14 protein-coding genes and 1 tRNA gene are annotated in these 14,088 nt (G+C 68.8%); 10 read left to right on the top strand and 5 right to left on the bottom strand.

The window, feature by feature from the left end; genetic code table 11:
* Positions 1 to 131: 131 nt before the first annotated feature.
* Positions 132 to 320, top strand: a complete 189-nt coding sequence (locus E0H75_RS21355; protein WP_131515360.1) for a hypothetical protein — start codon at positions 132 to 134, stop codon at positions 318 to 320.
* An 18-nt stretch (positions 321 to 338) separates the two neighbouring features.
* Here E0H75_RS21355 and E0H75_RS21350 read toward each other — a convergent pair whose 3' ends face one another.
* The gene (locus E0H75_RS21350; protein ID WP_131515359.1) at positions 339 to 1,112 is read right to left on the bottom strand and encodes an HD domain-containing protein; all 774 of its coding nucleotides are present in this window, start codon (positions 1,110 to 1,112) and stop codon (positions 339 to 341) included.
* 110 nt (positions 1,113 to 1,222) lie between these two features.
* Between E0H75_RS21350 and E0H75_RS21345 the strand changes: the two genes are divergently transcribed.
* Together E0H75_RS21345 and E0H75_RS21340 are read left to right on the top strand one after the other, a co-directional pair.
* Complete coding sequence (locus E0H75_RS21345) at positions 1,223 to 1,465, top strand: NAD(P)-binding protein (protein ID WP_131515358.1); 243 nt, start codon at positions 1,223 to 1,225, stop codon at positions 1,463 to 1,465.
* A 1-nt stretch (position 1,466) separates the two neighbouring features.
* Positions 1,467 to 1,877 (top strand): multicopper oxidase domain-containing protein, encoded by a 411-nt coding sequence (locus E0H75_RS21340; protein WP_131515357.1) that lies wholly within the window; start codon positions 1,467 to 1,469, stop codon positions 1,875 to 1,877.
* A gap of 33 nt (positions 1,878 to 1,910) precedes the next feature.
* On the opposite strand, the gene E0H75_RS21335 is transcribed toward E0H75_RS21340, so the two are convergent.
* Positions 1,911 to 4,661, bottom strand: a complete 2,751-nt coding sequence (locus tag E0H75_RS21335) for an ATP-binding protein (protein ID WP_131515356.1) — start codon at positions 4,659 to 4,661, stop codon at positions 1,911 to 1,913.
* A 399-nt stretch (positions 4,662 to 5,060) separates the two neighbouring features.
* Between E0H75_RS21335 and E0H75_RS21330 the strand changes: the two genes are divergently transcribed.
* On the top strand, positions 5,061 to 6,137 hold the full coding sequence (locus E0H75_RS21330; protein ID WP_202873086.1) for an alpha/beta fold hydrolase: 1,077 nt from the start codon (positions 5,061 to 5,063) through the stop codon (positions 6,135 to 6,137).
* Positions 6,138 to 6,444: 307 nt separating this feature from the next.
* The gene (locus E0H75_RS21325; RefSeq protein ID WP_131515355.1) at positions 6,445 to 6,993 is read left to right on the top strand and encodes a hypothetical protein; all 549 of its coding nucleotides are present in this window, start codon (positions 6,445 to 6,447) and stop codon (positions 6,991 to 6,993) included.
* 283 nt (positions 6,994 to 7,276) lie between these two features.
* On the opposite strand, the gene E0H75_RS21320 is transcribed toward E0H75_RS21325, so the two are convergent.
* The 3 genes from E0H75_RS21320 to selD all read right to left on the bottom strand — a co-directional run bounded on the left by E0H75_RS21320 (position 7,277) and on the right by selD (position 9,254).
* Positions 7,277 to 7,639: a hypothetical protein gene (locus E0H75_RS21320; protein ID WP_131515354.1), complete on the bottom strand. Its 363-nt coding sequence runs from the start codon at positions 7,637 to 7,639 to the stop codon at positions 7,277 to 7,279.
* Positions 7,640 to 7,720: 81 nt separating this feature from the next.
* Positions 7,721 to 8,152, bottom strand: coding sequence for a hypothetical protein (locus E0H75_RS21315; protein ID WP_131515353.1), 432 nt, complete (start codon positions 8,150 to 8,152; stop codon positions 7,721 to 7,723).
* A 100-nt stretch (positions 8,153 to 8,252) separates the two neighbouring features.
* On the bottom strand, positions 8,253 to 9,254 hold the full coding sequence (selD, locus tag E0H75_RS21310; protein WP_131515352.1) for a selenide, water dikinase SelD: 1,002 nt from the start codon (positions 9,252 to 9,254) through the stop codon (positions 8,253 to 8,255).
* 134 nt (positions 9,255 to 9,388) lie between these two features.
* Between selD and E0H75_RS43145 the strand changes: the two genes are divergently transcribed.
* The 5 genes from E0H75_RS43145 to E0H75_RS21290 all read left to right on the top strand — a co-directional run bounded on the left by E0H75_RS43145 (position 9,389) and on the right by E0H75_RS21290 (position 13,984).
* Positions 9,389 to 9,485, top strand: a tRNA-Sec gene (locus E0H75_RS43145).
* A gap of 51 nt (positions 9,486 to 9,536) precedes the next feature.
* A complete protein-coding gene (gene selA / locus E0H75_RS21305; RefSeq protein ID WP_131515351.1) occupies positions 9,537 to 10,835 on the top strand; it encodes an L-seryl-tRNA(Sec) selenium transferase in 1,299 nt (432 codons plus the stop codon).
* Between the two features lies 1 nt (position 10,836).
* Entirely contained in the window at positions 10,837 to 12,618 is a 1,782-nt protein-coding gene (selB, locus tag E0H75_RS21300; protein WP_131515350.1) for a selenocysteine-specific translation elongation factor, read from the top strand.
* A complete protein-coding gene (locus E0H75_RS21295) occupies positions 12,615 to 13,097 on the top strand; it encodes a rhodanese-like domain-containing protein (protein ID WP_131515349.1) in 483 nt (160 codons plus the stop codon). Before selB ends, E0H75_RS21295 begins: the two co-directional genes overlap by 4 nt.
* Entirely contained in the window at positions 13,094 to 13,984 is an 891-nt protein-coding gene (locus E0H75_RS21290) for an alpha/beta fold hydrolase (RefSeq protein WP_131515348.1), read from the top strand. The genes E0H75_RS21295 and E0H75_RS21290 overlap by 4 nt, the downstream gene beginning before the upstream one ends.
* Positions 13,985 to 14,088 lie beyond the last annotated feature (104 nt).

Genomic DNA, 14,088 nt, shown 5'->3' with positions numbered 1-14,088 from the left:
TCCCGACCAGGTGGCCGGCCTCGTCCTGATCGACTCCACTGCCGCCAAGACCACCCCCGCTCCCCCCGCCGCGCGCTGGTTCCTACAGCGTCTCGAAACATCTGTCCTCGCTGATCGCAACAACCTCGCGGGTGGGAGCCGGGCGCATCCTCGCTTCCATCAACTACTCGGATCTGCCGCCGACGTACCGAGACGATGCACGGGCAACCGCCGCGACCGGGAAGGAAATGAGCGGCACCATCGATGAGTACGGCGTCGCGAGCCGTTCCGCGGCCCAGGCCGGGACACTGCGCACCGGCGAACCACTGCAGGGTCGATGACGCGGAACGTCCAGGTTCTCAGCCGTGGAAAGGAGCGAGCCTGATCGTCACGTCACTCAGCGCGAAGCGGTGTAGATACCAGGCGCGACCATGCGGGGCCTGCTTGGCTTCGGCTCGGAACAGCCGGCTGAACTCCCGCTTGAACCCGACGCGTGGGTAGTCCTGGACGACTGCTTCGCGGACTGCGTCGGGCACCTGATCGCTGCCCAGCCCGAACACATCAACTGCTGCGCCGGCGGAAAGCAGGAAGGCTTCGGCATCGAATTCAACACCGAGGCCTGGAGTGTGGTGCATGGCAATCGCATTCGTCACGACCTCGCGTTGGACCTCTGGTACGTCGTGGCTGTCCGTGAAGTCGCGCACCACTGCCGCGCTGCGAACCGTGAAGTCGACGTTCGGGACCGGGCTAAGCAGGCCGGTGTCGTGAAACATCGCGGCGACGTACAGCAATTCGTGATCGAACTCGACGTCGTCGAGTGCAGCGATGGCTGCACCCCAGGCGTACGCACGGCGCGAGTGGTTGAGCAACGCCGGTGTCAGGAGGTCCTGAGCAGCAGCCTCGGCGTCTCGTGCCAGCAACGAGTCCGGTGGGACCAGCGCGTCTGGTTCCACCGAGTTCCGGCGCCCCGAGTGAGTTCGAGTGGCCATCGCGAGGCGGCCGACGATGATGCGTCCGTGGCTGCGCAGTAGTGGCCGGGCGAGCGAGATGCGTGCGCGGACCGTCAACACACCACCGGTGCGCTCGGTCCAACCGATGGTTCCGATGGGGGCGTGGGTCGCCGGCTGGTTCATGCGAGTCTCACCGTTCCTCGATGGTGTCAGCCTAGGGCGTTGGCAGTCATGGGTGCACGCCGTACGCCGACGTCTCGACACCACCGACTCGCAGAGCGGAAACTGCCAGCATGGCCGAGACACCACTCATCCCGGAGGACGCGGAAGCTGGAGACCGCGTGGAGGTCGTCGTGGTGGGTGCGGGCCAGGCTGGGCTGGCGATCGGGTTCTTCCTGGCACGCCATGGTCGCCGGTTCCTGATTCTCGAGGCCGCCGACACGGTGGGTGCAGCCTGGCGGGACCGGTGGGATTCGCTTGCCCTGTTCACACCGCGCCGGTACGACGCACGGCAACGCCGGTGCTCACGACCATGAGATGACTGGTGGCATCGAGTGGGAAGACGACATGGTCGACGTCAACCGGATCACCACACCGGCCAACATGCGGTGGAAGCTGGTCGACCGCAGTACCGGTGAGGAGAACCATGCGATCGACTGGCACTTCAAGGTCGGCGATCAGGTGAAGATCAGGCTGGTCAACGAAATGGACTCCGACCACCCGATGCACCACCCCTTCCACATCCACGGCGCGGGCCGCTTCCTCGTCATGAGCCGCGACGGCACCGTCGAACCCAATCTCGTCTGGAAAGACACCGTTCTCGTGCGCACAGGCGAAACCGTCGACATCCTCCTCGACGTGACCAATCCCGGCCTGTGGATGGCGCACTGCCACATCGCCGAACACCACGAGAGCGGAATGATGTTCAGCTTCACCGTCGACCCCTAGCCCGGCGCCTGAGCCAGACCGGGCCGGGTCGCCTTACGCATTGAGGAGCGTGCCGGAGAGTTCTCGGCGGGAGCCGATTCCGAGCTTGGCGAAGACCTTGTGCAGATGCCACTCGACGGTGCGTGGGCTGAGGAACAGCTCAGCACCGATCTCAGGGTTGGTGCGGCCCTCAGCTGCCAGCCGAGCGATCTGAGCCTCTTGCGCCGTGAATGCTTCCCTCGCCTCGACGGATCGTCTGGGGAGCCTCTCCCCGGCGGCGACCAGTTCGCGACGGGCTCGTTCGGCGAAGGCCTCCGAACCCATGTCGGAGAGCAGGTCGTACGCCGACCTCAGCTGTCTGCGGGCATCGCGACGACGGTTCTCCCGCCGCAACCACTCTCCGTAGAGCAACTGAGCGCGGGCGTGCTCGACGCGCATGCGGGTCCGGTCGAGCCGCTCCACTGCCTCCACGTAGTAGCCTTCGGCCGCGCCTCCCTGGCTCACCTGTGCGCGAGATCGTGCCTCGATTCCCAGCGCCCAGTCGGTGCCGCTGGCACCCGTGGTCCGGACCAGCTCGTCGAGTGCGTCCGCCGCGCGGTCGGGGTGACCGCTACGCGCTGCAGCCTCGACCAGTTCCACCAGCGACCAGGTGGAGAAGCCGAGTTCGTCGGGGTATCCGGCTCCTTGCTCTGCCGTTCTCAACGCTTCCTGGTAACGCCCCAAACCGTTGTGGAGTACAGCCGACGAGTAGTCGACGATGGTGAGTCCCATGCCCTCACCTCGCGCTCCGCCCTCCGCATAGGTGGATCGAGTGAGGCCGGACACGATCTCCGGCCTGCCCTGCCACGCCGCGAGCGCCAGAGCGCCGTACGGCGGCAAGTGATTGGCCATGACCTCGTTGACCGTCGAGAGCTCGTTGACCAGCGCGGCCGCCTCCGCGAACTCGCCGGCGAAGAAATGCAGGCCCATGCGACTGTTGAGTGCGATCTGCAGCACCGCCAGAGCCCCGGCTTGGCGCGCAAGACGCAGGTGGCGGGTGCTGAGCACCTCCCAGCTCTCGTCGTCCCAGACGTCGTGGGCCGCGTGAGTAGCGAGCCACAGCCAGCGAAGAGCGTCGCCGATCGGCACCTCGTCTGCTCGCCAGGCCTTCAGTGCGCGCCGCACTGGTGGGACGCCTTCCGCATACCCATCGGTAATCAGCGCCGCCACGCCGTCCAGCAGGAGATCGGCTGGACGGGCGGTCGATGAAGGTGCCGCGCGGGCCGCCCGGGCGACATCGCGGGCGCCCACCTCCCCGGCCAGCCGTCCGACCAGCAGCGACGCCGCCAGCGCATCAAGGTAGATGTCGCGGGCGGCAGCTTCGTCCAGCGCCTCCATCCGCCGGGCAGCTGACAGCAGCAGGGGCGGAGCGTCGCGGCCACGGCTGGAGAAGAACGCGATCTGTGCCCGGAGAAGCTCCACCCTGGCGCGAGTCAGCCCGTCGAGCGGCGTGGTCTCGACGTCGGCCAGCAGCGCCAACGCCTTGTCCGAGGAGCCGGATTGGTGCCGGGCCGTCGCGGCAGCCAGGATGCGGGCAGGACGTCGAGCGGGGTCGTCGGTCAGTTCGATGGCACGTTCGAGAAATGCCGCCTGCGCCGCCAGACCTCCTCGGGCCCGCGCCCGATCAGCGGATCCTTCCAGTTCGACGGCGACCTCCTCATCGGGCCCGCTCGCCGCGTGTGCCCGGTGCCACGCCCGTCGGTCAGGGTCAAGCTCCGGATCGGTCTCCTCGGCCAGAGCCAGGTGCACGGCTCGCAAGTCGGTCACCTCTGCGGCTCGAGCAACGGCGGATCGCACCAACGGGTGCCGGAACCGAACCCGTCCGCTCAGCTCGATCAGGCCCGCCCGCATCGCCGGGACAGCGGCTGCGTAGTCGACATCGAGTCGCTGGAGGGCTCGTCGTAGCAGGCCCAGGTCCCCGACGGGTTCGAGCGCGGCCGCGAGCAGGAACAATCGCGTCGGTCCGGGAAGTGCTGCAAGGCGCTGCGAGAAACCCTGCTCCAGGTGAGTCTCCAACGGCACGGCGTCGGCCAGGCCGAACCCGAAACTGAGCTCGGCCGTCGAGAGGCCGCGAGGAAGTTCCAGCAGCGCCAACGGGTTGCCCCGGGTCTCGGCCACGATCGTCTCGCGGACCCGATGGTCGACGTCGCCTGTCAGGACGGTTGCGAGCAGGGCGTGAGCATCGGCGTCCCTCAGGCCTCGAACGTCCATCGCCGGTTGGCCGGTCAGTTCGCTGTCCTCGTGCCCGCTTCGAATCGCGAAGACCAGCCCGACCGGATCGGCGAACTGGCGACGTGCCACGAACGCGAGCAACTGCGCCGAGATGGGGTCGAACCACTGCGCATCATCGATCACGCACACCAACGGCCGCTCCTCCGCCACTTCCGCGAGCAGGCTCAGCACCGCCAGTCCGACCAGGAATCGGTCGGGCGGTGGCCCGACGTGCATCCCGAACGCCGTGGCGAGCGCATCACGCTGCGGCCCAGGCAGGCGATCGAGATGGCCCAGCATCGGCGCGCACAACTGGTGCAAACCGGAGAAGGGCAACTCCACTTCGGACTCGACACCGGCTGCACGCGCGACGCGGCAACTCTGCCCAGGTCCGTTCGCGAGGTAGTCCAGCAGGGCAGACTTGCCGACGCCCGCCTCACCTCGCAATACCAGCACCTGACTCGCGCCGGCACGCACACGGCCTACGAGGGCGTCAAGGGTCGCGCACTCGCTCTGCCTGCCGCGGAGCTCCGTGCGCAACTGGTGTGGCCTCACGACGCCGACCGGGAACCGGGGCGAGCAGGTGCCGTCGTGTCCATCGAGCCTCCAGGGTGAGATCGATGTCGCCCAACCGGCCTCGACGACTCACGCCATCGTGTCGGGCCACACGCTCCCGATGGGGCCGGAATCCTCGGGATTATCTCACACCTGCGGCGGCGCAGCCCGTGTCGAGAACGCTCCTGGGATCGTTGATGTGGTTCTGTTGCGGACCGGACGTGCACGCTGGTCGGGTCACCATGGTGCGGTGAGTGGGCCAGGACAACCCGGTACCGGGTGACGGATCGGGCGGACACCAGGGCATTGACCCGGGACTACGCGGGTGCCCCGGGCCTCGCTTCGCGCCCACAGTGGCGGCATCCCCTCACCACCGGACTCACCGCCCAGGAGGACGCCGTGCAGACTCATTCCACCCCGGAGACCGCCACTCCCCAACGCCGCCGCAGAGTCGCCACGGTCGGGACCGCCGTACTGGCCGCCCTGACCGCCGCCGGCTCCCCCCGGGCTGAACTCGCCGGCGAACAGACGCTCACCCCCGACCCCCTCGACGCTGAGCCTGACGTGCGCCTGACGAAATTCCGTACCGTGTCCGCCGGTGGGTTGGAGGTCTTCTATCGTGAAGCGGGCGAGCCCGGCGCGCCGAAGCTTCTACTGCTGGGTGGATTCCCGTCCTCGTCGTACCAATTCCGGAACCTGATGCCTGCCCTCGCCGACCGGTTCCACCTCATCTCGTTCGACTATCCCGGGTTCGGGAACACCGAGACGCCGGATCCGCGAGAGTGGGACTACACCTTCGATCACCTCGCCGAGATCGTCGACGAGGCCCTGCTCGCCCTCGACTTCACCGGACCGATGGGGCTGTACATGCAAGATTACGGCGGCCCGATCGGCAACCGGCTCATCTGCCTGCACCCTGACTGGCTGCGGTGGCAGATCATCCAGAACGCCAGCATGTACGAGGAGGGTCTCACCGACGCAAGGGACGCTATCCATCACTGCCCGTGGTCGAACGGCACTGCCGACACCGACGCTCTGTTGGAGGCATTCCTGGAACCCGAGACGGTGAAGGCGATCTACCTGACCGGTCACCCGGACCCGACCAGGATCAGCCCCGACAACTGGAACATCGCTCTGCAGTTCCTGGCCCGACCGAACGCCCATCGGGCGCAACTGGACCTCCTCTGCGACTACCGCACGAATGCGGAGCGGTACCCAACCTGGCAGAGGCGACTGCGGCGCGACCAACCGAAGACGCTGATCTTCTGGGGTCAGGGCGACATCTTCTCCACCCCCGCGGGCGGCGAGGCGTACCTGTCCGATCTCCCTGACGCCACGCTCGTGCCACTGAACTCGGGGCACTTCGCACTGGAGGACTCCCTCACCGACATCGTTGCCGGCATCAACAACTTCTACGACAAGAACGTCAAATGCCCCCGGCCGACCCTGGCGAAAGAACTCGGCCGAACAGCGTAGCCACCTTTCGCCGTACCCGGCGCACACCGGCCCGCCACCCGAGAGCTTCGCCGACCCGTCCGTGACCCGCGGGCCGTGACGGCATGTGATCGACAAGCGGTTCCTCGGTGTTGGCCTTCATCACCGTGTGGCAGCAATTTCCCTCAGTCCCGGGCCCAGGCTAATCCGTCGCGGGTGATGCGTACGGGTGGCGGGCGCAGCAGTGTGGGGCGCAGGTACATCGATGTCTCCTGACAGTCCTTGCGGATCACTGCCCGGAAGGACTGGCGCCTTGGGCGGGCGCTCGGGAGAGAAGAGGAGAGTGAACATGGCAATCGGGCCAGTACAGCTCATCGCGCTCGGGTTCCAGCACCCCAACTTCCACGGTGAGGTCATCGCCGAACTCGAACGGCTGCGGGAGAGCGACACCGTCCGCGTCATCGACGCGTTGGCCGTCTACAAGAGCGCGGACGGCGAACTGGAGGCGGAGCATCTCAGCAACCTGTCCGAAGCGGAAGCGATCGAGCTGGGGAGCAAGATCGGGGCGCTGATCGGCCTGGGCTTCGAGGGTGAAGAGGGCATGGTGGCCGGCGCGGAAGCCGGCGCCGAGGCGGTCGCCGAGCAAGGCGGCATCAGCGTGCTCGGCGGGGAGGAAGCCTGGGATGTGCTCGAGGACATCCCGAACGACTCCGCCGCGGCGCTCATCCTGCTGGAACACCACTGGGCCGTCCCGCTGCGCGACGCCATCGCGCGGGCCGGCGGGTTCCGGCTCAGCGACGGCTTCATCAGCCCGCTGGACCTGATCGAGATCGGGCTGGTGTCGGCTGAGGAAGCCAAGGAACTGCACGAGATGGAAACGGCGGCCGCCGCCCGCTGACCGGGCGACGTGCATTCGATTCCGCACTGGGAGGAGGAAGTACAGATGCTTGGATCACGCAGGGTCGCGCGCCGAACCGGACGCCGCACCGCGCGGCGTGTCTCCCGCCGCCGCAGGTAGCAGCTCACAGCGCGCCACCGAGCCTGCGGTGGCCGCCGCCCCGTGCGCTCGGGGGAACTACCCCGGGCGCCATCGGCATGCTTCGTAGAAGGGCCACCCGCCCACCGGGTGGCCCTCTCAACTGCTGCCGACCATGCCCCAATCCTTCAACCCTTCGGCGGCGTCAATGGTGGAAGACACCGTTGCGTTCGCTGCGTACTTCGGCGACGAGGGTCTTCTGTCCGTGGCGGTCCGACGTGTAGCTGAATCCGTCGTCGCTCTCGACGTGGAACCACACCGAGGCTGGGCCCTGTACGACGGTCCCGCCGACGTCCTTCTCGTCGTCGTCGACGCGCTCGAGTTTGCCGCCACCCTTCCAGGTGACATTCATCGACAAGGTGCCGATCGCCACCGGAGGCTTGTGCTGCAGTGCGGCGATGGTGTCGTGGAAGTCGGGCAGGATGACGTCCGCAACCTTCATCGTCGCGCGGCCGTGCACCGTGTCGGCCCAGACATTGTCCGGGTGCGCCCGGTTGGTCCAGAACAAGCCGCTCGCGGCGATCCCGGGGTTGAAGTCGCGCGTCTGTGTTGCGAAGGTGGGGTCGACCGGCCCCTCGAAGACGTCGACTCAATAGAACGTGAACGTGCCCACGCTCTGCCGGCCGTCAAGGCCGATGAACGTGCCGTCCATGAACCGGACGTCGACCTCGAAGGCGTGTGCCGCGTTGGCGCCGGTTCCCCGCCCGTCGATGACGGCGGCCGCGACCTTCCCCTTGAAGTCGGTGATCGTGCTGGGCTCGCCTTGCCCAGGGAAGAAGACGTGGTAGAGCTCGCCGCCCGGGACGAGCTGGAAGCCTCCCGGAATGTGGCGCGCCGCAGCAGTCGAGAGATGACGGTTCTGCGCCGGCTGCGCTGATGCAGCGGGCGCGGCCAACCAGCCTCCACCGACCGCCGTGCCGGTCAGGCCGGCGGCACCGAACATGAAGTGGCGTCTGCCCAATCCCTGGCGCTGATGCGGCGTCTCGTCGTTCATCGCGGTTCGTGCGGCTCTCGGCAACATCCCAGCCACCCCCTCCACCATTTTCGACCATACGCCCGGACCTGGCCCCGCGCCACAGCGTCGACGACCTCGGAATATGGCGTGCGCAGGGGGTAGCCGCTCAGCCACGCACCACCACGTCGTACGCCGCCCGCTCGACCAGCTCGCCGATGACCGGGCAGCCTGGAAGCTCGGCGGCGACGAGCAGGCCACCCGACGTCTGCGCGTCAGCGAGCAGTAGTTGCTCAACCTCGGGTAGTGATCCGAAGTCGGTACGCGGCCGGACCCAGGCGAGATTGCGGCGGGTGCCGCCGCTGACGTAGCCGGCGGTGGCGGACTCGCGCGCGCCGTCCAGATATGGCACGGCCGGAGCGTCGATCACCGCGGTCACGCCACTGGCCCGGGCGAGCTTGGCGACATGGCCGAGCAGGCCGAAGCCGGTGATGTCGGTCGCGCAGCGAGCGCCGGCGGCCAGCGCGGCCTGAGATGCGACCTGGTTGAGCGCTGTCATCGCCGCGATCGCGTCGGGGAACACCTCGCCGGTCTGCTTGTGCCGATTGTTGAGCACTCCCAACCCAAGTCGCTTGCTCAGCGACAGCGGATCCCCCGCCACTCCTGCGTCGTTGCGCAGCAGCCGGTCCGGATCCACGACGCCGGTGACCGCCATCCCGTACTTGGGCTCGGCGTCGTCGATGCTGTGCCCGCCCCCGACGTGACAATGCGCCTCGCGGGCAACGTCGAGGCCGCCGCGCAGCACCTCCTTGGCGAGCTCGAACGGGAGCACGTCCCGCGGCCAAGCCAGCAGGTTCACTCCGACCAGCGGGCGCCCGCCCATGGCGTAGACGTCCGACAAAGCATTGGCGACTGCGATCCGGCCCCAGTCGTACGGGTCATCGACCACCGGAGTGAAGAAGTCGGCGGTGGCGACGACGGCCAGGTCAGCACTCAGCCGCACGACGGCGGCATCGTCGCCCGTCTCGAGCCCGACCAGCAGGTCGTCGTCCACCGGGCCGCCGAGCAGGCCGGCGAGGACCGACTCCAGTTCGCCGGGCGGAATCTTGCAGGCGCAACCGCCGCCGTGAGCGTACTGAGTCAGCCGATAGGTGCCCGTCTCGGTACTCATATCGCACCCTCCCCACTGGCAGAACCAGTTACGCACAGCGTAGAGCCGTGCTGCTCCGGGGTTGAAGGCTGACGCGTCGGTGGTTTCGCGCGAGCCCTCGCTCGCCGATTCGGGTCAGTCCTATGCTGTCGAACGGAGGCGTCAGGGTGTCTGGTGGCCCCCGCGGTCTTCAAAGCCGTTCGGGACCGAGGATCTCGGTCCGGCGGGTTCGATTCCCGTCCGCCTCCGCCACCTCGTCGCGAAGCCGATGACGAATCGGGCCGGTCGCCGTACCGTCGAGAAGTGACCGACGTACGGCGCAGGATCCCACGAGTCGACGGTCTGCTTGCGGACCCGAGGCTCGTCGACGCGCAGGACCGGCTGGGGCGGGCACTGGTCAGGCAGGTGGTCACCGACGTCCAGGACCGCGCGCGCCGGGGTGAGATCACCCCCGAGCAGGTGCCGGACGCGGTCGTGGCTGCGCTGCCGCCGCGCGCCTGCGGAGTGCGCCCCGTCGTGAATGCGACCGGGGTGCTGCTGCACACCAACCTCGGCCGGGCGCCGCTGTCTCCGGCCGCCATCGACGCGGTGGTGACGGCAGCGGGATGCGTGGACGTCGAGTTCGACCTGGACACCGGCCGGCGGGCTCGGCGCGGACGGCAACTTCTGGACGCTCTTCTCGCGGCCGTGCCCGCGGCCGAGGCAGCGCACGTGGTGAACAACAACGCCGCCGCGCTGGCGCTCGCCGCGACCGCGCTGGCGGCGGGCCGGGAGATCGTGCTGAGCCGGGGAGAAATGGTGGAGATCGGCGACGGGTTCCGCATCCCCGACTTGCTGACGTCCACCGGCGCGCGCCTGCGCGAGGTCGGAACCACCAACCGCACCACGCTGCGTGACTACGCCGAGGCTCTCGGACCGCGGACCGGTTTCGTGTTGAAGGTGCACCCGTCGAATTTCGTGGTGACCGGGTTCACCGCCGAGGTCTCGGTGCGGGACCTCGCCGCCCTGGACGCACCCCTCGTGGTCGACATCGGCTCCGGGCTGCTCTCCCCCGACCCGTCGCTGCCCGGCGAGCCCGACGCCACGACGACGCTCGCCGACGGAGCCACCCTGGTCACCGCCAGCGGCGACAAGCTACTCGGCGGACCGCAATGCGGCCTCCTTCTCGGCGATCGCGCGTACGTCGAGCGGCTGCGTCGCCATCCGCTCGCCCGGGCCATGCGCGTCGACAAGCTCACCCTCGCCGCGCTGGAAGCCACCCTGCGCGGACCGACCCCACCGACCTCGCGGATGCTGCACGCGACCGCCGAGGAACTGCAGGCGCGCGCCACGTCAATGCTTGCCCTGCTGACATCGCTCGACGTCGACGTGCAACCGGTGCCGAGCCAGGCCAGTACCGGGGGTGGCGGCGCGCCAGGACTGGTTCTGGCCAGTACGGCGCTCAGCCTGCCGGCCGCGTACGCCGAGGCACTCCGCGCCAACGACCCGGCCGTCGTCGGACGAATGCACGCCGGTCGACTCCTGCTCGACCTGCGCAGCGTCCCACCCGAGCTGGATCACGTGTTGTACGACGCGATCGTCCGCGTCGCCGGACAGGTATGACATGCACGTCATCGCGACCGCCGGACATGTCGACCACGGCAAGTCGACCCTGCTCCGCGCGCTGACGGGGATGGAGCCCGACCGGTGGGCCGAGGAGCGCCGGCGCGGCATGACCATCGATCTTGGCTTCGCCTGGACGACTCTGGGGCCTGGGGCAACTGTCGCGTTCGTCGACGTACCCGGCCATGAGCGATTCATCGGCAACATGCTCGCCGGCATCGGGCCTGCTCCGGCCGTCATGTTCGTCGTCGCCGCGGACGAAGGCTGGATGCCACAGTCCGCCGAACACCTCACCGCACTCGACGCTCTCGGCGTCCGCCAGGGGATCCTGGTGATCAGTCGCTGCGACCTCGCCGAGCCCGCATCGGCATTGGTCGGCGCTCGTCGCCAGCTCGCCATGACGTCGCTGGGCGGGATCGAGTCGGTGTGCGTCAGCGCCACGACTGGGACCGGCATGGACGACCTCCGGGCCGCGCTGTCGCGGCTGGTCGCGACCCTGCCGCCGCCCGAGCCGGACAGTGCGGTGCGGCTCTGGGTGGACCGCGCCTTCACGATCCGCGGTGCCGGCACCGTGGTGACCGGCACCCTGACTGCAGGAGCGATCTCGACGGGCGACAGCTTCAGGATCGCGCCCGGGGAGCACGCCGTGCGTGTCCGCGGCGTCGAGTCGCTGAAGGCGGCCGCGTTCTCGGTGCATGCCGTGGCTCGGGTCGCGGTCAACTTGCGGCACCTGCCCGTGAGTCAGGTACGACGTGGCAGCGCGCTGCTCACACCGGACGCCTGGGACACGACCACCGCGCTCGACGTGCGGTCCTCCGGGCCGCTACCACCTCAGGTCCTCGTTCACGTCGGCTCAGCGGCTGTACCTGCACGGGTGCGACCGTTCGACGCGGACCTCGCCCGGTTGACTCTCGGGACGCCACTACCGCTGCGGATCGGGGACCGGCTGCTCCTGCGCGACCCGGGCAGCAGGCGAATCATCGGCGCCACCGTGCTCGACGTACGACCTCCGGATCTTGTTCGCCGTGGATCCGGTGCGCTGCGGCGTGCCGAGCTGACAGCGATGACCGGACAACCGGACGCAGTCTCTGAGTTGCGCCGAAGGCACCTCGTCACCGTTGCCGACCTACGCCGGATGGGGTGCCCGGCACCATCCGGAATCGCTCCGGTTGCAGGCGATTGGCTGCTCGACCCCGCGTATCGCGACCTGCTGAGGACACGGCTTGCCACCGAGGTCGAGTCCTATCTGACCGCCCACCCGCTGGAACCCGGTCTGCCGGTCGAGGCCGCCCGCCAGTTGCTCGGCCTGCCCGACCGCCGGCTCGTCGAGGCTCTGGTGACACCGCCCCTCGTCGCCAACGGCGGACGGGTGTTGCCGGCCGCGAACCGAGACGCTCTTCCCCCGGATGTGGCCGCGGCGGTCGAGACGCTCCGCGACGACCTGGCGAAGTCCCCGTTTGCCGCACCCGATGCCGGACGGCTCGCGGCCCTCGGCCTGACCCCGGCGAGGCTCGCTGCCGCCGTCCGGATTGGATCACTCCTCCCGATCGGCGACGGCGTCTACCTCACCCCGGAGTCCGTCGACCTCGCCGTCCAGCGACTCGCCGAACTCCCCCAGCCGTTCACTGTCAGCGACGCACGATCGGCGCTCGCGACGACTCGCCGCGTCGCCGTGCCGCTCCTCGAGCTCCTCGACCGCGCGAACCTGACCCGCCGCGTCGACGAGGTACATCGCCTTGTCGCCGACCGATCCCCAACGGATCGGCCCGCGGGAGCGAGATGATGGGCATCGACGAGACGCTGGCCCGCGTCCAGGCCGACCTGAGCAGGCTGGAACCTGCCGCGGCTGCGGCGGCAGCATCCGAGCCGATGACTTTTCTCGTCGACATCCGGCCGGAGTCTCAGCGGCGTCGCAACGGCGAGCTGCCGGGTGGAATCGTTGTCGAACGCAACCACTTGGAGTGGCGCCTGGATCCGCGCAGCGACGGGCGGATCCCGGAGGCGATCGACCAGGACATTCGCTGGATCATCACCTGCCAGAGCGGCTTCTCGTCGAGCCTCGCCGCGCACTCACTGTGCCAGATCGGTCTTGTGCGCAGCACCGACATGATCGGCGGCTTCGACGCCTGGCTCGCGGCCGGCCTGCCGGTCCTCCAACCCGCCACACCGCGGCGACCTCGCGGCCCCGGCGAAGGCCCGTCCGACGGTGCGATGCCGTTCAGTGCCAGATCCTGCCCACTCAGCCGTATCGTCATTGTGTGAGCGTGGACGAGGTGCTGGCCGCTCACCGCGGCCGCGGGCGGGAGTTCACTGCGGCTGGGGTGCGGAGCTTCGTGCTGGATGAGGGCCGCTCCGACGCGGAACCGGTCGTCTGTCTGCACGGCGTACCGGCTTCGTCCTTCGTCTATCGTGCGGTCCTGCCCGAGCTTGCGCGCCGCGGATTGCGCGGGATCGCCTTCGACCTTCCTGGTCTCGGACTGGCTGCCCGGCCGGACGACTTCGACTATTCCTGGACCGGCCTGGGGCGATGGGCGACGGCGGCGCTCGACGCGCTCGGGATGGACCGGGTACACCTCGTGGTCCATGACATCGGCGGGCCGGTCGGTTTCGAGATCGCAGCTGCGGCACCTGACCGGGTCCGCTCCTTGCTGCTGCTCAACACCGTCGTTGCCGTCGACACCTTTCGTCGGCCCTGGGTGATGGAACCCTTCGCACATCGTTCCCTCGGGCGGGCCTGGCTCACGGCAGCAGGGGTACCGGTGGTGTTCCGTACGCTGATGCGGACGATCGGCGTCGGTCCGAGCGTGCCGGCCGCCGAGCTCGACGCGCATCTGCGCCTCCTTCTGGGCGACGATTCGGGCCGCGCGTTCCTGCGGATCATGCGCTCGTTCGAGCGAACCACCGAGAAGAGGCGCCGGTACGAGACCGTTGTCGGCTCCGGCGCGTATCCGGTGGGACTGTTGTGGGGCAGCAAAGATCCTGCCCTCCCGCTGCGCACCTATGGCGTGCAGGCGCGCCTCGCCGCGCGGCTCGACCACATCCCGAGTGTGCCCGGAAAGCATTTCCTCCAGGAAGACTTTCCGGACGAGATCGCCGCCGCCGTCGCTGCTCTGGCACAGGCCGACGGCCGCAAGACAGGTGAACGCTGACCGGGAGCTGCGAGGATGGCGGGGTGGATGGCCGAATCGTGGGAGACGGTGCGGCCGGGCGTGCTCGGGTGCGGAGGCGGGTCCTCGATGTACAGGGCGCGGCT

It is taken from the genome of Kribbella capetownensis, from assembly GCF_004331485.1.
Lineage (GTDB): Bacteria > Actinomycetota > Actinomycetes > Propionibacteriales > Kribbellaceae > Kribbella > Kribbella capetownensis.
This window is presented reverse-complemented; position numbering and strand designations above follow the sequence as displayed.